The organism is Pedococcus bigeumensis, from assembly GCF_006438965.1.
Lineage (GTDB): Bacteria > Actinomycetota > Actinomycetes > Actinomycetales > Dermatophilaceae > Pedococcus > Pedococcus bigeumensis_A.
Genome location: NZ_RCZM01000001.1, coordinates 691,387 through 709,895 on the forward strand (window position 1 = coordinate 691,387; position 18,509 = coordinate 709,895).

Annotated in this window: 15 protein-coding genes and 1 riboswitch; of the genes, 6 read left to right on the plus strand and 9 right to left on the minus strand. The window is 70.4% G+C overall.

Features of this window, described 5'->3' with window-relative positions:
• Window positions 1-3: 3 nt before the first annotated feature.
• Window positions 4-864, minus strand: coding sequence for a hypothetical protein (locus tag EAH86_RS03145; protein ID WP_140737122.1), 861 nt, complete (start codon window positions 862-864; stop codon window positions 4-6).
• The gene (locus tag EAH86_RS20160) at window positions 864-2,498 is read right to left on the minus strand and encodes a hypothetical protein (protein WP_161988552.1); all 1,635 of its coding nucleotides are present in this window, start codon (window positions 2,496-2,498) and stop codon (window positions 864-866) included. Before EAH86_RS20160 ends, EAH86_RS03145 begins: the two co-directional genes overlap by 1 nt.
• Window positions 2,499-2,600: 102 nt before the next feature.
• A riboswitch (cobalamin riboswitch) is annotated at window positions 2,601-2,727 on the minus strand.
• A 366-nt stretch (window positions 2,728-3,093) separates the two neighbouring features.
• Here EAH86_RS20160 and ileS point away from each other — a divergent pair.
• Window positions 3,094-6,420 (plus strand): isoleucine--tRNA ligase, encoded by a 3,327-nt coding sequence (ileS, locus tag EAH86_RS03155; protein ID WP_140737123.1) that lies wholly within the window; start codon window positions 3,094-3,096, stop codon window positions 6,418-6,420.
• Here ileS and EAH86_RS03160 read toward each other — a convergent pair.
• From EAH86_RS03160 to EAH86_RS03170, 3 genes are all read right to left on the minus strand, one after another.
• Window positions 6,417-7,970: an acyl-CoA synthetase gene (locus EAH86_RS03160; protein ID WP_140737124.1), complete on the minus strand. Its 1,554-nt coding sequence runs from the start codon at window positions 7,968-7,970 to the stop codon at window positions 6,417-6,419. The two genes, ileS and EAH86_RS03160, sit on opposite strands and share 4 nt — an antisense overlap.
• A gap of 9 nt (window positions 7,971-7,979) precedes the next feature.
• Window positions 7,980-9,107: a DUF5938 domain-containing protein gene (locus EAH86_RS03165; RefSeq protein ID WP_140737125.1), complete on the minus strand. Its 1,128-nt coding sequence runs from the start codon at window positions 9,105-9,107 to the stop codon at window positions 7,980-7,982.
• A 109-nt stretch (window positions 9,108-9,216) separates the two neighbouring features.
• Window positions 9,217-10,008, minus strand: a complete 792-nt coding sequence (locus EAH86_RS03170; protein ID WP_140737126.1) for an SDR family NAD(P)-dependent oxidoreductase — start codon at window positions 10,006-10,008, stop codon at window positions 9,217-9,219.
• A gap of 257 nt (window positions 10,009-10,265) precedes the next feature.
• Between EAH86_RS03170 and EAH86_RS03175 the strand changes: the two genes are divergently transcribed.
• Window positions 10,266-10,898, plus strand: a complete 633-nt coding sequence (locus EAH86_RS03175; RefSeq protein ID WP_140737127.1) for a TetR/AcrR family transcriptional regulator — start codon at window positions 10,266-10,268, stop codon at window positions 10,896-10,898.
• A gap of 63 nt (window positions 10,899-10,961) precedes the next feature.
• Complete coding sequence (locus EAH86_RS03180) at window positions 10,962-12,344, plus strand: bifunctional folylpolyglutamate synthase/dihydrofolate synthase (protein ID WP_140737128.1); 1,383 nt, start codon at window positions 10,962-10,964, stop codon at window positions 12,342-12,344.
• A 107-nt stretch (window positions 12,345-12,451) separates the two neighbouring features.
• Here EAH86_RS03180 and EAH86_RS20910 read toward each other — a convergent pair whose 3' ends face one another.
• Window positions 12,452-12,583, minus strand: a complete 132-nt coding sequence (locus EAH86_RS20910) for a hypothetical protein (protein WP_277752316.1) — start codon at window positions 12,581-12,583, stop codon at window positions 12,452-12,454.
• 67 nt (window positions 12,584-12,650) lie between these two features.
• Window positions 12,651-14,867, minus strand: a complete 2,217-nt coding sequence (locus EAH86_RS03185) for a hypothetical protein (RefSeq protein WP_140737129.1) — start codon at window positions 14,865-14,867, stop codon at window positions 12,651-12,653.
• A gap of 227 nt (window positions 14,868-15,094) precedes the next feature.
• On the opposite strand from EAH86_RS03185, the gene EAH86_RS03190 reads away from it, so the two are divergent.
• The gene (locus tag EAH86_RS03190; RefSeq protein ID WP_140737130.1) at window positions 15,095-15,490 is read left to right on the plus strand and encodes a DUF4233 domain-containing protein; all 396 of its coding nucleotides are present in this window, start codon (window positions 15,095-15,097) and stop codon (window positions 15,488-15,490) included.
• Here EAH86_RS03190 and EAH86_RS03195 read toward each other — a convergent pair.
• Window positions 15,393-16,073, minus strand: a complete 681-nt coding sequence (locus EAH86_RS03195) for a DUF998 domain-containing protein (protein ID WP_140737131.1) — start codon at window positions 16,071-16,073, stop codon at window positions 15,393-15,395. The genes EAH86_RS03190 and EAH86_RS03195 overlap by 98 nt on opposite strands.
• A 43-nt stretch (window positions 16,074-16,116) precedes the next feature.
• Here EAH86_RS03195 and ndk point away from each other — a divergent pair, with 43 nt between their 5' ends.
• A complete protein-coding gene (gene ndk / locus EAH86_RS03200) occupies window positions 16,117-16,545 on the plus strand; it encodes a nucleoside-diphosphate kinase (RefSeq protein ID WP_140737132.1) in 429 nt (142 codons plus the stop codon).
• A 33-nt stretch (window positions 16,546-16,578) separates the two neighbouring features.
• Here the strand turns inward: ndk and EAH86_RS03205 are convergent, their stop codons facing one another.
• On the minus strand, window positions 16,579-17,100 hold the full coding sequence (locus tag EAH86_RS03205) for a MarR family winged helix-turn-helix transcriptional regulator (RefSeq protein ID WP_140737133.1): 522 nt from the start codon (window positions 17,098-17,100) through the stop codon (window positions 16,579-16,581).
• A gap of 68 nt (window positions 17,101-17,168) precedes the next feature.
• Between EAH86_RS03205 and EAH86_RS03210 the strand changes: the two genes are divergently transcribed.
• Window positions 17,169-18,428 carry an MFS transporter gene (locus EAH86_RS03210; RefSeq protein ID WP_140737134.1) on the plus strand — a complete coding sequence of 420 codons (1,260 nt, stop codon included), beginning with the start codon at window positions 17,169-17,171 and terminating at the stop codon, window positions 18,426-18,428.
• The last annotated feature ends 81 nt before the right edge of the window (window positions 18,429-18,509 follow it).

Genomic DNA, 18,509 nt, shown 5'->3' on the forward strand with positions numbered 1-18,509 from the left:
AGCCTACGTGGTGGTTCGGCGACGCACCGCGAGGTATGCCGCGCCGGCACCGACCAGCCCGACGAGGCCGAGCCCGGCCAGCAAGGTCATCGGCGTACCGGAGCCGGGGTCGGCCGCTGCGGCAGCGGTCCTCTCGCCGGAGCCGGTGCTGCCGTTGGGGGACACTGTCACCGAGCCGGTCGCCGCTGTCGATGTTGAGTCGTTCGGTAGGACAGTGGTGGCTGACGGCTTGACCCCGGGAGTGGGGCCGGCCGACGAGCCGGAGGCAGCGCTTCCTGCCTGAGGCGTCGTGCCGGACGTGCTCGAACCGCTGGGCTTGGCCGGGGTGGTGCCCGCCGGCTTGGGCTTGGCGGCCGGCGGCTTGCTCGACGAGCTGGACGGACTCGGCCGGGGCGTCGGCTTCGGCTGGGGCTTGGGCGCCGCAGCCGGGGGCGCGCTGCTCGGCGCGCCCCCAGACCCGAAGGCGAACCCGATCACGCTGCCGGGCGCCGGGTTGTAGCCCGCTACACCCACCTGGCTGTAGGTCCAGGAGCCCCCGCGTAGCGCGTGGTAGAACGCCCAGTAGGCGTCAGCCGGCGGCATCTGGATGCACGGGTCGCTCGCGGGCGTGCCGTTGATCCGGCACACGACAGTGCCCGGGTACCGCTGCGGGCTCACGACAGCCGCAACCGCCCTGAGGGCCGACATCGCGGAGGTGGGGTCGCCGGACGCGCACGAGGTGGTGCTGGAGGAGCCGTAGTCGATGACGACGGTGACCCCGGAGGTGCCGGAGCAAGCCGCCGCTTGGGCGGCCCCACCCGGGAGGGTGAGGCCACCGGCGACGACGAGCCCGGCGACTGCGGTGAGGCGGGCAACGGTCCGCATCAGGCGTGCGCCCCCTTCCTTCGCGCCAGGACGATGGCGCCGACACCGGCTGCGAGGAGCAGGGAGGCCACCAGCAGCGTCGCCGCGATGTTGCTGCCGGTGAATGCGAGTCTGCCCGGGGCGGCCGATGCGGCCGGGGCCGCCGCCGGGTCGGCCGGCGAGGAGGTGGAGCTCGTGCCGCCCCCGCTCGAGGTGCTGGTCGTCGTGCTGGTGGTCGTGCTGCTGGTCGTGCTCGACGTCGTCGCTGCGCAGGCCAGGTCGGGCGCGGTGGCGTCCGCACCGGTGGCAGACACGGCGAACAGTGGTGCGCCGGCCAGCGCGAGCACGGCCTGGGACGTGGCCCGTCGGTCCTGGTCGGTCACTGCGGTTGCGGCTGCCTCGGCCGCCGCGTTGTAGGCGATTCCCCCGCGCAGCGCCACCGGTGCCGTGCAGCCGTACTGCACGGAGCGCAGGTAGGCCTGGGCGGCACGGGCCTGTGCAGAGCGTCCTCCCGCGAGGAACGCCTGGCCGGCCAGACCGGTCGAGTTGGCGTTGACCTCGGCGGTCGGACCTGCGCCACCAACGCCACCACCGGCCCGCTGGATGCCGGCGAGGTAGTCAAGGCCCTGCCCGGCGTCCGCGTCTGCGGTCCCCGCCGCAGCAATGAGGGCCTGAACCGCGAAGGCGGTCACGTCGGGGTCGCTGGTGCAGGGCGAGGCGCCGAAGGAGAGACTGAAGCCGCCGTCGGTGCACTGGTTGGCACGGATGATGCTGACCGAGGCGGCACTCGGGGTCTGCCCGGCCCGGATGAGGCTCATCACGGCCAGCGACTGACCGATCAGGTTGGAGTAGTCGGCGAACGGGCTCTCCGGAGTGCCGGCACCGGACTTGTCCGAGAAGCGGCCACTCGGCTTCTCGAGCGACTGGAGGCTGGCGATGAGGTCGACCCCGCCGAAGGCCCGCGGGTTGACTCCCTGCGCGCCGGCCACGAGCAGGGCCTTGGCCAGGGCGCCGGCGTAGAGCTCGGTGGCACCGTAGGCCGGGCCGATGTATTCGTTGATGTGGTCCGCGGCGTACGCGGTGGCGGCAGTGGCCTCGGTCTGACCTGCGCCGGCGGCGTCGAGCGCCAGCACGCCGTCCAGGGTGAGTCCGTAGTCGGCGTAGTCGACGCCGTCAAAGGTCTGCGAGAAGTGGTGTCCGCCGGTCGCGAGCTCGCGCTCGAGGAAGCCCGCGGCGACGAGGGTCGGATCCGTCGAGGTCTCCGGGAGTGCGGCGGCTGCCCTCAGGCCGTAGCGCGCGGAGTCGCCACCCAGGACCAGCCCTGCGGTGGGGGAGGTGCTCTGCTCGGTGGTCGACGTGGTCGATCGCGACCTCGTCGCGGTCGGGGTCGTCCCAGTCGGCGTGCCGGTCGCGGTGCCCGTGGTGGGCTCGCTGGACGTCGTGGTCGAACCGGCGGTCGACGAGGTGGCGGCGGGCGTCGTCGTCGAGCCGGTGGGTTCGGCGGTCGTGCTCGCGCCCGTGCTCGTCGTACTCGTGGTGGTGACGGGGGTGGGCTCGGTCGTGCCGGCGAACGCCGCGCCGGGCAGGACCAGAGCGACCCCCAGGGTCAGGGCGAGGGCAGCGGCCGTGCGGGCGCTGCGAAGGGTGCGGTGCATGATGCCTCTCAATGCGAAAGGTGTCGCGACGGGTGCACCGGCACCAGAACGTGAAAGACCCCCGGCGTCGCAACAGCGACATCGGGGGGCGGCCTCGGACCTGGTGTCCGGGCTCCGCCCCGCGTACCTCGACGGAAATGGAGCCGCTTCGCGATCCAGGTGTTCCGGCTCGCCGCGTTTCAAAGCGGCCTACGGTTGCGGGTCAGCGCCGGAGTTGGACCGGCTTCCCCTGGTTGTCGCGTCGTGGTGTCGCCCTGGGGCAACGCCGCTCAGACTACACCGCACGAAGGCCGCCCCCACCCGTCAGCACGTGCCGTTCGTCACGGCCCGCTAGACTCGGGTGCACAGGCACTGAACCGGCCATCACCGGGGAGCCTCCGGAAGAACGGTCACGGCCACGCGGCATACCCGCGGGGTGGTGGCTCACTAGAACCGGACGGGTGGGTCCGTCACAACCTTGCGCAAGAGCGGTCGTATGCCGCGGGCCCACCTCGGGCGCGCGACTGCGGCAAGCGAGGTGGCACCGCGGTGCCGCCGGGAATCCCGGCGACGTCGTCCTCGTGTGAGAACACGAGTGATGCGAGGACCGCCGACCATGACCTACCCCAAGGTCTCCAGCGACACTGCTTCCAGCGACGTCCCGGGGGCTGCCACCGGCGTGCCCGCGTCGCCCCGGTTCCCCGAGATCGAGGAGCGCATCCTCAAGTACTGGGACGAGGACGGCACCTTCGTCGCCTCGGTGGAGAACCGGTCGGCCGGCACCAACGGCGACAACGAGTTCGTCTTCTACGACGGACCGCCCTTCGCCAACGGACTGCCGCACTACGGCCACCTGCTGACCGGATACGTGAAGGACCTGATCCCGCGCTACCAGACGATGCGCGGTCGCCGGGTGGAGCGCCGGTTCGGCTGGGACACCCACGGGCTGCCTGCCGAGCTCGAGGCGATGAGCCAGCTCGGCATCAAGACCAAGGACGAGATCCTCGAGATCGGCATCGAGAAGTTCAACGAGAAGTGCCGCGAGTCGGTGCTGAAGTACACCGGTGAGTGGCGCGACTACGTCACCCGCCAGGCGCGGTGGGTCGACTTCGACAACGACTACAAGACGCTCAACCCCGACTACATGGAGTCGGTCATCTGGGCGTTCAAGTCGCTGCACGACAAGGGCCTGATCTACGAGGGCTTCCGCGTGCTGCCCTACTGCTGGAACGACCAGACTCCGTTGTCCAACCACGAGCTGCGGATGGACGACGACGTCTACCAGATGCGTCAGGACCCGGCCGTGACCGTCGGTGTCCGGCTGTCGACCGGCGAGCTCGCGCTGGTCTGGACCACGACGCCCTGGACGCTGCCGTCCAACCTCGCGGTGATGGTGCACCCCGACATCGACTACGTCGTCGTCGAGGCGTCGCTCCCGACGGGCAAGGCCGAGCGCTACGTCATCGGCGAGGAGCGGCTGCCGTCCTACGCGCGCGACCTGTTCGGCGACCCGCAGGCCGACGTCGAGTCCTTCGTCGTCGAGCGGCTCAAGGGCCGCGACCTGTTGGGTCGCTCCTACACGCCGCCGTTCAGCTACTACGCGGGCCACGAGAACGCCCACCGCGTCGTCGAGGCCGACTTCGTGACGACCTCCGACGGCACCGGGCTGGTGCACAGCGCCGGCGCCTTCGGTGAGGACGACAAGGTCGTGACCGACCGCGAGGGCATCGAGCCGGTCATGCCGGTCGGCCCCGACGGGTGCTTCACCTTCCCGGTGTCCGAGTACGAAGGCATGCTCGTCTTCGACGCCAACCTGCCGATCATCGACGACCTCAAGGCCGCCACCCGAGGTGAGGCCGCACACGGCTCGGTGACCGAGGGCACGGTGCTGCTGCGCCGCGAGACCTACGACCACTCCTACCCGCACTGCTGGCGCTGCCGGCAACCGCTGATCTACAAGGCCGTGTCGAGCTGGTTCGTCGAGGTCACCAAGTTCAAGGACCGGATGCTCGAGCTCAACGAGCAGATCGCCTGGACGCCCGACCACATCCAGAACGGCCAGTTCGGCAAGTGGCTCGACAACGCCCGCGACTGGTCGATCACCCGCAACCGGTTCTGGGGCAGCCCGGTGCCGGTGTGGCGTTCGGACGACGCGCAGTACCCGCGGCTCGACGTCTACGGGTCCTTCGAGGAGATCGAGCGCGACTTCGGACGGCTGCCGCGCAACGCCGACGGCGAGGTCGACCTGCACCGTCCCTTCGTCGACGACCTCACCCGGCCGAACCCCGACGACCCGACCGGGCAGTCGACCATGCGCCGGGTCGAGGACGTGCTCGACGTCTGGTTCGACTCGGGCTCGATGAGCTATGCGCAGGTGCACTACCCGTTCGAGAACGCCGAGTGGTTCGAGCACCACTTCCCGGCCGACTTCATCGTCGAGTACATCGGGCAGACCCGCGGCTGGTTCTACATGCTGCACATCCTGTCGACGGCGCTGTTCGACCGGCCGGCGTTCAGCTCCGTGATCTGCCACGGCATCGTGCTTGGGTCCGACGGCCAGAAGATGTCCAAGTCGCTGCGCAACTACCCCGACGTGCGCGAGGTCTTCGACCGCGACGGGGCCGACGCCATGCGCTGGTTCCTCATGGGCAGCCCGATCCTGCGCGGTGGCAACCTCATCGTCACAGAGCAGGGCATCCGGGACGGCGTGCGCCAGGTGATCATCCCCTTGTGGAACACCTGGTACTTCTTCTCGTTGTATGCCAACGCTTTTGGGCAAGGCAATGGCTATGAGGCGAAGTGGTCCACGGCATCGACCGACCCACTCGACCGCTACCTGCTGGCCAAGCTCGGCGAGTACGTCCGGACCATGCAGGAGCAGCTGGACGGCTACGAGGTCGCCAACGCGTGCGAGACCACTCGTGGCTTCCTCGACGTGGTGACCAACTGGTACGTCCGCCGCTCCCGTGAACGGTTCTGGGACACCGGCGACGGCTCTGGCTCGGGCAAGGGCGGCGCGGAGCAGGCCTTCGACACGCTCTACACCGCGCTCGAGGTGGTATGCCGCGTGGCCGCGCCGCTGCTGCCCCTCACCACCGAGGAGATCTGGCGCGGGCTCACGGGCGGTCGGTCGGTGCACCTCACCGACTGGCCGGACCACACCGACCTGCCGGACGACCACGCGCTGGTCTCCGGCATGGACCGCGCCCGTGAGGTCTGCTCGGTGGCCTCGTCGCTGCGCAAGGCCGGCGGGCTCCGGGTGCGGCTGCCCCTGAACGACCTCACCGTCGTCACAGCGCGAGCGGCGTCGCTCAAGGACTTCGGCGCGATCATCGCCGACGAGGTCAACGTCCGGACGGTCACCCTCCGTGACCTCGGCGATGCGACCGAGGCCGACTTCGGCATCACGCAGCGGCTCACCGTCAACGCCCGGGCGGCGGGTCCGCGTCTGGGTCGCGAGGTGCAGACGGCCATCAAGGGCAGCAAGTCCGGCAACTGGTCCGTGGCGGCCGACGGCACGGTGACCGCCGGTGGCCTCGACCTCGTCGAGGGGGAGTACACCCTCGAGATGGTCGTCGACGCCGCGCAGCAGGGCGGGGCCAGGGCCACAGCGATGCTGCCCGGTGGCGGCTTCGTCGTCCTCGACACCGAGGTCACGGCCGAGCTCGCCCAGGAGGGCCTCGCCCGCGACGTCGTGCGGGCGGTCCAGCAGGCCCGGCGCGATGCCGGCCTGGACGTCTCCGACCGCATCTCGTTGACAGTCACCGGTTCCCAAGCCGTGTGGGAGGCCACGGTCGCGCACCAGGCGCTCATCGTCGAGGAGACGTTGGCGAGCCAGTTCGGCTCGGCGCCGCAGCTTGACGCGCTGCCGGATCGCGAGGACGTCGCCAAGGCCACGGTCGGTGACGGGGAGCCGATCCGCATCAAGGTCATGAAGCTCTAGCCGGAGTCGGACCCGCCTCCGCCACGGAGGCGGGTCTTGATGTCGGGCTTGAGCACCTTGCCGACCTTGGAGCGGGGCAGCTCGCTCCAGACGTGGATGGCCTTGGGCGCCTTCACCCCGCCGATCCGCTCCCTGACGAAGGCGACCAGCTCGGCGGCCTCGACCGCCCGCCCGGGCAGCACCTGCACGACGGCCTCGACCCGCTCGCCCCACTTCTCGTCGGGCAGGCCCACGACGGCACAGTCCTGTACGTCGGGGTGCTGCATCAGGGCCTGCTCGACCTCGGTGGAGTACACGTTGAAGCCGCCGGTGATGATCATGTCCTTGGCCCGGTCCACGATGAACAGGAAGCCATCCGGGTCGAGATAGCCGATGTCGCCGGTGTGGTGCCAGCCGTGCAGCGACGCCTCGGCGGTGGCATCCGGGTTCTTGTAGTAGCCGGGCATGACCAGCGACGAACGGATCACGATCTCGCCGCGCGCTCCGTGGGCCAGCAGCTCACCCACCGGGTCCATGATCGCCACGGTGACCAGTGGCGACGGACGTCCCGCCGAGGACAGCCGCTCCGTCGCGATTGTCCCGTCGGCCCGGAAGTGGTCCGCCGGCGGCATCATCGAGACCATCATCGGCGCCTCGGTCTGCCCGAACAGCTGGGCCATCGCCGGCCCGATCCGCGTCAGCGCCTCCTCCAGCCGGGCCGCGGACATGGGTGCCGCGCCGTACCAGAAGCACTGCAGCGACGTCAGGTCGGTCGAGTCCAACCGGTCGTGGCCGAGCAGCATGTAGATCAACGTCGGCGGCAGGAACGTGTGGGTGACCCGGTGCCGCTCCACGAGGGACAGGAAGCCGCCCACGTCGGGGCTGCGCATGATGACGACCTCGCCACCGTGGCAGAGGATCGGGAAGCACAGCACTCCCGCGGCGTGGGTCAGCGGTGCCAGGGCGAGGTAGACGGGTCGTCCCTGGAACGGGTAGCCCATCAGGGTCAGTGCCGTCATCGTCTCCAGGTTGGTCCCCGTCAACATCACGCCCTTGGGCCGCCCGGTGGTCCCGCCTGTCCCGACGATCATCGCGAGGTCTTCCACGGCGGGGAGGTCGACAGGGGGTTCGACCTCCCCGCCAGCCAGGAAGTCCGTCCAGGTGACCGCACCGGCCACCGAGTCGTCGAGGCACACCCAGGTGTGCACCTTCGGGAGGTCGTCGCGGATCCGCCCGACCAACGGGGCGAACGACGCCTGGAACACCACCACCGAGCAGTCGAACAGGTCGAGCAGCTCGCGGTTCTCGGCCGCCTCGTTGCGCGGGTTGATCGGGCACCACACGGCTCCGGCTCGGCTGATCCCGAAGACGCACGAGAACGCCACCGGGTCGTTGGCCGACAGGATCGCCACCGTGTCGCCCGGTCGGACGCCACGAGCGGCCAACGCGGCGGCGACGCCGAACGACACCTCGCGCACCGCGGCATACGTCATCGACACACCGTCGGTGGTGAGGCAGGGGGCCTCCGGGCCGAGGGAGGCACCCTTGTCGAGGTAGTCGACGATCCGCATGGTGCGCGCTCAGCGCTCCACCGTGACGACCGGCTCCATCACCAGTCCGAACGAGCGGAGCACCCCCAGCAGCTCGCGGTGCCCGAAGGCCTGGCACGCCGAGGCGAATCCCGCCCGTAGCGGTGGTTGCTGGATCAGGCTGTAGGCGGCGTAGGCCTGGAGTAGGCCGGTCTGCTTGTAGTTCTGGTTGCCGTGGATCACGCAGTGCGCGCGACCGAGCGGACCGGAGGCGTGCACCGAGTCGAGGGACTTGTTGATCCGGGCGTACTCGCGAGGGGGCATCTGGTTCATCACCTGTGCCGCGGTCGCGTCGAGGGCGTCGTACTTCGCGTCGCGGTCCATGTCCTTGGTGGCTTCGAGGGCAGCCGCCACGATCTGCGGCACCCCGAGCATGAGGGGCTTGTTGAAGACGCCGCCCAGGGCCCTGACGTTGGCGACGCGCGGGTCCTTGCGGAACCAGACCGGGTGCGACGTGCCACCCCACGGCAGGGCCAGCGCCAGCTCGTGCTGACCGGGGATGGCGAGCTGGTAGAGGCCTGCGTCGGCGTCCCACTCCTGGTACTGGTTCTGCTCGAGGTAGTGCGCCTTGGACATCGCGGCGTTGACCAGGATCGTCTGGGTCGAGGCGATCGTCGGGCTGCCACCCCAGAACACGGCGACGTCCAACGTGTCCAGGCCTGGGTTCTCGAGGCAGATCTGCGCGGCGATCTCACCAGTCGTGTACATCTGCGCGACACCGGGGGAGAGCAGCAGCCCGGCCGCCCGGAAGTCTGCGCCGTACTGCTCGTCGCAGGTGATCAGCCAGTCCTGCTCGCCGGTCGTGTCGACGTAGTGCGCGCCTGCGGCGAGGGCGGCCTCGACGACCTCCGGACCGTACCTCGCGAACGGCCCCACCGTGTTGCACACGACGGACGCGCCGCGGAACAGCTCGGTGAGCGCCTCGACCGAGTGCTCCACGGTGGACACCTCGTACTGGGCCGTCTCGATGCCGGGGACGTTGGCGTTCATCGCGGCGTCGAGCTTGTCCGAGTCGCGGCCGGCCGCGAGGAAGGGGACGTTGAACTCGCGCAGGTACTCGCAGACGAGGCGCCCGGTGTAGCCGGAGGCGCCATAGACGACGACGGGCTTGTCAGTCATGGTGATTCGAGCCTTTCGTGGATGGCTGGCCGAGCTGGGGAGGTATGCTGCGTGGCCGGCTCAGGGGCGGGCCGGCCACGCGGCCGTCAGGACCGGATCGGAGGCTGGGTCACATGCCCATGCCGCCGTCGACGGGCAGGCCCGCGCCGGTGATGAACTTGGCGGCGTCGGAGGCGAGGAAGACGACGGCATCGGCCATGTCGTCGACCTGGCCCAGGCGGCCCGACGGGGTCAGCTCGATGACCGCTCCGACGGCGGCCTCGGGGGACGGGAACAGGCCGAGGGCGGCGACGTCGTTGGCCAGGCCGGCACCCATCGCGGTCGGCACCAGGCCGGGGTAGATGCAGTTGACGCGGACGCCGTAGCCGAGCTTGCCGGACTCCATCGCCGCGACCCGCGTCAACCGGTCGACGGCTGACTTCGTCGCGGAGTAGACGGCGATTCCCGGGAAGGCGATCGTCGCGGCGACCGAGGCGACGTTGATGATGGCCCCGCCGTTGCCGGCAGCCCCACCCGGACGCATGGCGCGCAGGCCGTGCTTGATCCCGAGCGTGGTGCCGAGGATGTTGACCTCGAGCATCTTGCGGATGTCGTCGGCCTGGACCTCGGTGAGCAGGCTGGTGATCTCGATGCCCGCGTTGTTGACGAGGATGTCGAACCCGCCCAGCCGCTCGACCGTCTCGGCGACGGCGGACTCCCAGTTGGCGTCGTCGCTCACGTCCAGGCGCACGAAGCCGTGGCCCTCGCCGAGCGCGGCGGCGGTCTGCTCGCCGCTGTCCTGGACGTCGGCGATCATCACCGTCGCTCCCGCTGCGGCCAGGGCTGTGGCCATGCCCTCCCCGAGGCCCTGCGCGCCTCCGGTGACGAGGGCCTTGCGGCCGCTGAGGTCGATCGAGGTCATGGCGGGCTCCTTTGCCTGGCCGACGGGACGCGGTCCACCGTGGTGCGACGGGCGCGATTCACCGGGTGTGGGGCGCCGACCGGCTGCGCACTGTGGCAGCAGCCGGTCCGCGTGGGCTCACCTTGCTCCCCGTCCTTGACACCTGTCAAGAGTTTGTTTGACACTCGTCAAGACACGCGGGCCGGATATGCTCGACCCGTTCGCTAAACGCCTCGCGGCTGCCTGCCGCCGAGTCGTGGACGCCGGAGAGGAACCCCGTGACCCAGGTCGTGGAACCGGAGCTGGACCGGTTCGAGCGCAGCCGCGTCGACAAGTTCGAGTCGCGCCGTGGCGAGCTCGCCGACGCCACCCTGGAGACCCTCGGCGAGCTCGGTTTCGCCCGCACCAGCCTGCGGGTCATCGCCCAGAGGACGGCGTTCTCGCACGGGGTGCTGCACTACTACTTCCGCGACAAGGTCGAGCTGATCACCTTCTGCGTGCGGCGCTACAAGGAGCACTGCGTCACGCGCTACGACGAGGTGGTCGCGCAGGCCACCGACGCCGACGAGCTGGCCCTGATGTTTGCCGATGCGCTCGTGGTCACCATGCAGGAAGACACGGCGATGCACCGGCTCTGGTACGACATGCGCGCCCAGGCGATGTTCGAACCTGCCCTGCGCCCCACCGTGGCAGACCTGGACCGTCAGCTCGAGGAGATGATCTGGCGCGTCGTGAAGGCCTACGCCGTGCTGGGCGGACGGACGACCGCGGTCCCCTCGCTCACGGCCTACGCGGTCTACGACGGGCTCTTCGAGAACTGCCTCAGCCGCTACCTCGCGGGCGACGAGGCCGCATCGGACCAGCTGCGCGAGGGCGCGGGCTGGCTGATCACCACGGTCACCAAGGCCTGACACCGCCCGGGGTCCGTCAGGGCGGTGGCTCGAGGGGACGCCGACGTGGTGGAAGATTGACCCATGCCTGCCCCTGATGCCGCCCAGCGCGAAGCCGCGCACAACCTCGAGGTCATCAAGGCGATGCGTGAGGCCGAGGACGCCATCCTCGCCCGGGCCCCCGAGCACGACCTGCAGCCCAGCCTCGACCGGATCGCCGCCGTGATGGAGCTGCTCGGCGACCCCCAGCGCAGCTACCCGGTCATCCACCTCACCGGGACGAACGGCAAGACGTCGACCACCCGCATCATCGACTCGCTGCTGCGCGAGATGGGGCTGAAGACGGGCCGGTTCACCTCGCCCCACCTGCACAGCGTGCGCGAGCGCATCGCCTTCTCGGGGGAGCCGATCAGCGCCGAGAAGTTCCTCGCGGCCTACGACGACGTGCTGCCGGTCATCGAGATCGTCGACGCCCGCTCGGTCGCCGGGGGCGGTCCGCGCATGACCTACTTCGAGGTCCTCGTGGCCGTGGCGTATGCCGCGTTCGCCGACGCCCCCGTCGACGTCGCCATCGTGGAGGTCGGCCTGGGCGGCAGCTGGGACGCGACCAACGTCGCCGACGGGACGGTCGCCGTGGTCACGCCCATCGCGCTGGACCACCAGCACTTCCTCGGCAACGACGTCGTCGACATCGCCACCGAGAAGTCCGGGATCATCAAGGCTGGCGCACTCGCCGTCATCGGGGTGCAGGAGACCGATGTCTCCCAGATCCTCGCTGACCGGGCGACCGAGGTTGGCGCGCGGGCCGCCTTTGAGGGCAACGACTTCGGGCTGCTGACACGGGATGTCGGTGTCGGGGGCCAGCAGATCGCGATCCGCGGCCTGGGTGGCGACTACGAGGACCTGTTCCTGCCCCTGCACGGGGCGCACCAGGCGCACAACGCGACGCAGGCGCTGGTCGCCGTGGAGGCGTTCTTCGGCGGAGAGCAGCGGCTGGACCCTGACATCGTGCGCGCCGGCCTGGCCCGGGTGGCCTCGCCGGGTCGGCTGGAGATCGTGCGGCGCTCACCGACGGTCATCGTCGACGCGGCCCACAACCCCGCGGGTGCGATGGCCCTGCGGGACGCCATGGAGGACTCGTTCAACTTCGCCAAGATCGTGGGCGTCATCGCGATCCTGAAGGACAAGGACGCCACCGAGATGCTCGAGATCCTCGAGCCGGTGCTCGACCACGTCGTGGTCTCGCGCACCACCTCGCCGCGCGCCATGCGCCCGGACGACCTGGGCGAGCTGGCCATCGAGATCTTCGGCGAGGACCGCGTCACGGTGGTCCAGGATCTGCCCGACGCGGTCGATGTCGCGGCCGGGATGGCCGACGAGGGCGGTATCGGGGGCGGGGTGCTCGCAACCGGTTCGGTCACCACGGCCGCAGAGGTGCGCATGCTGCTCGGCGCCACCGACGTCTGAACGGACACGGCCCCGTAGGGACGTGAGCGGCCGCTGGAGCCCCTGGGGCCGCGGACACGACTGCGGACCGGGTCACCCTCAGGTGCGCCGGCCCGCCACGGGCACCGCTACTTCTTGCCGATCTGCCCGACGTCGAGGTGCGTCTTGGCATCCGCCTTGGCGTGCTTGTCGGCGCGCTTCTCCTTGATGGACTTGCCCGCCTTCTTGGCGAGGTGTTGTCGAGGTGACTTGTCGGCCATGGCTGTGCTCCCAGCGCTAGGAAGCCTGAATGACTCCGTGACCTGACACTACGCCCCCGCCTGAGCACTATGGCAGCGTGATCGCGATCCCCGTGCGGTCCTCGCCCGGTGCCAGGGTGATCGGGGTGGCCTCGTCGGGGGGCACATTCCCCTTCCAGCAGACCTGTGGCTCGGCCAGTCGCCGGTAGGCGCAGGCGGTCGTCGCACCGGGGTGTGCAAACCGGGCCCAGGTGGCTGGTGACTCGACGCTGGACGACGAATCAACCCAGACCGAGCCGTTGGGCCTACGCAGGCGGATGCCCGTCTGAGCCGTGACCGGGGTCCCGTCAGGGTTTGACAGCGTGCCGCTCAGCCGGGCCAGCGGCTCGGCGACCAGGTCGGTGGTGGTGGTGGCTCCCGCCGTGACGTCGAGTGCCTCCGCGCCGGCGTCGCGCATCAGCGCCGCAGTGGTTATCGGGCCGGGCTGCACGTCGGGATACCACTCTCGGGCGAGTCCGAAGGGCGTGGCGAGCGCGGAGCCGGGACCGGCGAGCGACAGGTAGTTCTGGCCGGCAGGCACGCCGCGGAGGAACCAGGTGCCGTCGGAGATGGTGGTGCGGAAAATCCTCGTCGTGTCCAACCGGTAGATCCAGACCTGTCCAGAGGTGAGCTTGCCACCCGAGGTGTCAGTGGCCGTTCCACGCAACACCCCGGCCGGTTGGAGCGCCACGTCGACCCCGGTGGCACTCTCACCGAGCCTGAGCGTGACCCGGTCTGGGTTGGACCATGACCCGTAGCAGTCCGAGGCGTAGTCGTAGGTGGGCATGGAGTTGACGATGGGCGAGCCGGCGCACACCAGGGTCGACGTCGCGGACGGCGGAAGGGACGCCGAGTAGCGCCCGTCGGCTCCGGAGTACGCCAGCAGCGGCGACGTCCCAGTGCTGCCGTACACAGGAGACTTGTTCAGCGGCGCCCCCTGCGTGGAGGTGACCGTCCCGGAGATGGCACGCTCCGGGTTGACCCAGCCGACGACGTCGACGACCACGTGGACGGCCTGCGACGATCCGTTGGCGATGACGAGGTCCTGGATGGTGCGCGCCACCACGAGGTTGGTCGTGGCTCGACCGGGGACGAAGTTGACCATCGAGGTGGAGTTGTCGCCGACCTGGGACGAGGACACTCGGAGATAGCCCGGAGCGGTGGCGTCGGTCGCGGTGACGGCGACCACGGCCGCCGCGGAGTTGGTCGGCCGGGTCGCACTGTTCAGCCCCACGGTCAGCGGGGTGCCCGGCGCCACCGGCTCGGACGTACGGGTGTCGACGAGGCGGGTCGGGGCGACTGGGGTCACGCCGGCCAGGGCGCTCGCGCCCGACCCGCTCCGGACGAAGCCCTGGGCATCGACCACGAGGTGCGCCGGTGCCGAGGAGCCGTTGTAGACCGTGACCCGACCGTTGAGGCCGACCTTCGCCAGGGTGCCCGCGGCGCGGGTCTCGCCCGCACCGAAGTTGAGGTTGGCGGCGAGCGGCTGGGTGGTGCCGGTCGGGTAGGCCGTGAGGTACCCGGCCCGCGCGTTGCCGGTCACCGTGAGGTTGAGCCAGGCCGCCGCGACGTTCGTCGGGGGCAGCCCACCCGCTCCGGCGACCTGGACGTCCAGACTGGAGTGGGCTGGAATCGCGACGCGCTTGGTACGGGTGTCGAGGATGCGGCTCGGGTAGATCGTCTGGGTGCTTCCGTTGACGGTCGCGGGGCCGGCCGACAGGTAGCCCTGGACGTCGACGAGCACGTGCGTCTTGCCGGTCGACCCGTTGTGGACCTGGATGCAGCCCACCAGCCCGAGGGGGACGATCGCGAGGTTGGAGGTGGTGGTCCCCGGCGTGAAGTTCAGGGTGGACACCACCGGAGGGGCGTCGTCGCTGAGGGCGGAGGCGGTGAGGTAGCCGGCGGCGGTTGGGCTGACTGCCGTGAGGTTGACGACCAGCGCCGCTGCGTCGTTGGGGACGCTGGGAGTGTTGTCGCACACGCTACGGTCCTCGCCCGGGTTCAGCGGCGTGTCGGTGCGCGAGTCGTAGAGCCGCTCGGGCCTGATGCTCCCGACGATGCCCGCGGCAGCAGGAACCACCGTGGCCGGTGCCACCGTGGCGGGCGCCACCGTGGTCGCGGTGCTCGTGAGCCGGGTGGGTCCAGCTGACGCCGAGCCGGCGGCACACAGGGCCATGACGACCGTGGCCACCGTGGCCAGGGACGCGGTGGCGCCGCTGGGCAGCAGGCCGCGACGGCGCGAGGACGGACGACGGTGCACAGACAATGGAACCCCCTGGAACTGCGCAGCGCGACGCGCTGCGGCACAGGAACTATAGACAACGGTGTGACTCATTTGGTCGATCTGGGCCGCAACTTTCCGGGGGACGAGGGGCCCGATGACGACACGGCATACCCTCGAAGCATGTTCGGGAAGCTGATCGTCCTCGTCATCGTGGTAGCCGTGGTGTTCTGGCTGCTCACCAAGTTCCGTGACTCGAACCGGGGCGGTCGATGAGGGGGATCGTCTTCTACGGCGCGCTCGGCAAGTTCACCTGGCGGATGCTCGCGACCGTGCTGGGCAGCCAGGGAGTGGTGGTCTTCCTCGGCGCCCTGGTGGCTCGTGGCCTGGCCAGCGCCGAGGGCGACGACCGCAGCCACGCCTGGCTGTGGATCGGTGTCGGGCTGGCCCTGCTCTGCTTCCTCGCGGCTGGCCTGATGCGGCGGCCCTGGGGGGTGACACTCGGCTGGGTGGTCCAGGCGCTTACCTTCGCCAGCGCGTTCGTGGTGCCGGCGATGATCGGCGTGGGGATCATCTTCCTCGTGCTGTGGGTGGGCTCGCTGGTGCTGTGCCGCCGGGTGGAGGACCAGGTGGCGGCCCGGCAGCAGGCCGGCGTCGCCCCGCAGTAGCCAGCACCGCCAGGGGGAGCCACAGCTTGGCCGGCCAGATGGCCGCCCGCTCGGCCAGCCCCGACCAGTGCTCGGCGCCGAGCACCCCCACGAACGCGAAAACGCCGAGCAACGCGACAGTGGCCAGCGCCAGCCCGGCGCGTCGGACGGGACCGGGGCCGAGCAGGCGGGCATGCAGCAGGAGAGCCAGCGGCTGGGCCGCGAACACCGGCACGGCGACGACGGAGTGCGCCATCGGGTGCGCGTCGACGGGCAGCAGCCCGACGCCCACGGACCCCAGCCCAGCCAGGACCCACAGCCAGCCCACGAGCGCGGCTCGTCCGCGTTGCCGAAGCAGCGGCACCGCACCCCACGCCTGGAGCACCCCGAACGCGATGAACGCGACGTTCATCAGCAGCGGGGCCGACGAGCAGCCGCCCTCACCGGGGGAGCAGGACGTGCCGAGGGCACTGATCGTGTCGTCCGCCAGCGAGTAGCGCACCCCCGCCAGGACGGCCAGGGCCACCTCCACGACGAGGTAGGCCGGCTGGACCAGCCACGCGGCATGGGTCACGGCCGTCCTCGGTCCCGCCACCTGGTGCACACCGTGACGCTAGTCCCCGTGGTTGCTCGGTAGGCTGGCCGGTGTGACGACGCAGACCGAACGTTCCCTTGTCCTGGTCAAGCCCGACGGGTTCGCCCGCGGCCTCTCCGGCGAGGTACTCCGCCGGATCGAGGCGAAGGGCTACACCCTCGCCGCGCTCGCGGTGACCACCCCCACGCGTGAGCAGCTTGCGGAGCACTACGCCGAGCATGAGGGCAAGCCGTTCTACGAGCCCCTCGTCGAGTTCATGTCCAGCGGCCAGGTGACCGCCATCGTCATCGAGGGCAACCGCTGCATCGAGGGCTTCCGTGCCCTCGCCGGCGCCACCGACCCGACCGCAGCCCTGCCCGGCACGATCCGCGGCGACCTCGGCCGCGACTGGGGCAAGAAGGTCCAGGAGAACATCGTGCACGGCTCGGACTCCCCGGAGTCGGCCGCCCGCGAGATCGCGATCTGGTTCCCGAATCTCTGACGCCCGGCACGTCTCGGCGCGTCGAGACGCGCCCTAAGAGGTCTCGAGGTCGTCCAGACCGCTGATCACCACTTCAAGGAGCGCGGCCAGCTGGTCGCGCTCCTTGCGTGTCAGGCCCGCGAGCGTGTCCGACTCGACGACGTTGGCCTCGCGCACCGCCGCCCCGAACAGCTCCCACCCCTGGTCGGTGAGCTCGACGAGGACGCGGGTGCGGTTCTCCGGGTCGGGGGAGCGGCGCACCACCCCGCGCTCGGTCATCCGGTCCAGGCGGTGCGTCATCGACGACGCCGCCACGTTGGATGCGTCGGCCAGCCGGCTGGGGGTCATCGGCTTGCCGTCCGCCGTGGCCAGCTGGGCCACCACCGACCACTCGCCGTGCGACAGGTCCAGGTCGATGAGCTGCCGGGTGTACCACTGCTCGAGCTTGCGGCTGAGCGAGTTGACGGCGGTGATGACGCGCTGGACCGACTCGTCGCCGCCGGCTGCGACATAGGTGGCGACGGCTTCGCGGTACTGCTCTTGGGCGCTCTGGGCGCCCTCCGACCTCGGAGGCATGCCGTCATCTTCGCATGCTAAGATTTCGACATCGAAATATTCGAACTCGAAGAACTGTTGAAGTGACCATGCGCGCCCGTCTGTTGATCCTCGCCTCCGCCGTAGCCATGCTCGGCTGGGGCACCGTCCTGCCCTACCAGTACGCCTACGCCGCCACCACGCGCGGGTGGGGCTCGCTGGTCGCAGCAGCCGCCTCGAGCCTGTTCTCGGTCGGCGCGCTGCTCGCTGCCCCGGTGGGTGGTCGCCTCGCCGACCGCATGTCCCCGGTGAAGGTCGCGGTGGCGGCCAAGGTCGTGGCGGCGGCGGGCGCCGCCTCGCTCATCTGGGCCGGCGGTCCGGTCTCGTTCCTCGTCGGCATGTTCGTCTTCGGGCTCGGCATCACCGCTGCTGGTCCCGCGCAGTCGGTCCTCGTGCTGCGCTGGGTCGGTGGCACGGACCGGCGTCGGGTCTTCGCCTGGCAGTTCACCGGCCAGGCCCTCGGGATGGCCGTCGGCGCCTTCGGTGCCGGCTACGTCGTCGACCTGGACCGCGCGTCGGGCATGTGGCCCGCGTTCGCCGCGGCCGCGGCCGGCTTCCTCCTCTCCGGTGTCCTCCTGCTCGCGGCCGGCGCCCGCCGCTGGGGTATGCCGGTCGGCTCGGCCGAGGATGCCGCCCTCACCTCCCAAGGAGTCGGGACGGCCAGCCCGCGCGAGGCACTGCGCGCCATCTGGGCGATCCCGGCACTGCGCTGGACCGCGCTGATCACGGTGACCCTGGCACTGGGCTTCTACGCCCAGTTCGAGTCGGGGCTGCCGGCCTACGCGCTGACGGTGCTGCACGTGCACGAGACCACGATCGGGCTGGCGGCTGCCGTCAACTGCGTCGTCATCATCGCCCTGCAGATGCTCGTGGTGCGGCTCACGGCCAAGCGCAGCGGGGCCACCCTGCTCATGGGCGTGGGCGCCATCTGGACGCTGTCCTGGCTGGTGCTGGCTGCGTCGTCGCTGGCTCCCGAGCTGTCCGCGGCGCTCTTCGTGACGACCTTCGGGATCTTCGCCGTCGGCGAGACGATGTACGCACCGGTGCTCAACCCACTGACTGCCAGCCTGGCTCCGTCCGGACTGGTCGGCACCACGCTGGGCATGTTCACCGCGCTGCAGACCGGAGTCTCGGCGGTCGGTCCGCTGGTCGCGGGAGTCATCCTCGGTGCCGGGCTCGGCAGCCTGTTCATCGGGCTGCACGTCGCGATCAGCCTGCTCGCGGTCTTCGGTGCCTGGCGGTTGCGCGCCGCAATGCGGCCCAGGACGTCGTCCGCCCAGCGTCGCGTCGACGCCGAGCTGGCCGCCTGACAAAGCCCCGCGAGCGGCGGCCAGGCACGCGGCATACCGTCACATCTGTCACACCAGCCCCACAATCGGGACGGCTCGGGC

Coding starts and splice junctions, on each gene's coding strand:
- EAH86_RS03145 (WP_140737122.1), bottom strand. CDS start 864: ATGCGGACCGTTGCCCGCCTCACCGCAGTCGCCGGGCTCGTCGTCGCC.
- EAH86_RS20160 (WP_161988552.1), bottom strand. CDS start 2,498: ATGCACCGCACCCTTCGCAGCGCCCGCACGGCCGCTGCCCTCGCCCTG.
- ileS (WP_140737123.1), top strand. CDS start 3,094: ATGACCTACCCCAAGGTCTCCAGCGACACTGCTTCCAGCGACGTCCCG.
- EAH86_RS03160 (WP_140737124.1), bottom strand. CDS start 7,970: ATGCGGATCGTCGACTACCTCGACAAGGGTGCCTCCCTCGGCCCGGAG.
- EAH86_RS03165 (WP_140737125.1), bottom strand. CDS start 9,107: ATGACTGACAAGCCCGTCGTCGTCTATGGCGCCTCCGGCTACACCGGG.
- EAH86_RS03170 (WP_140737126.1), bottom strand. CDS start 10,008: ATGACCTCGATCGACCTCAGCGGCCGCAAGGCCCTCGTCACCGGAGGC.
- EAH86_RS03180 (WP_140737128.1), top strand. CDS start 10,962: ATGCCTGCCCCTGATGCCGCCCAGCGCGAAGCCGCGCACAACCTCGAG.
- EAH86_RS20910 (WP_277752316.1), bottom strand. CDS start 12,583: ATGGCCGACAAGTCACCTCGACAACACCTCGCCAAGAAGGCGGGCAAG.
- EAH86_RS03190 (WP_140737130.1), top strand. CDS start 15,095: ATGAGGGGGATCGTCTTCTACGGCGCGCTCGGCAAGTTCACCTGGCGG.
- EAH86_RS03205 (WP_140737133.1), bottom strand. CDS start 17,100: ATGCCTCCGAGGTCGGAGGGCGCCCAGAGCGCCCAAGAGCAGTACCGC.
- EAH86_RS03210 (WP_140737134.1), top strand. CDS start 17,169: ATGCGCGCCCGTCTGTTGATCCTCGCCTCCGCCGTAGCCATGCTCGGC.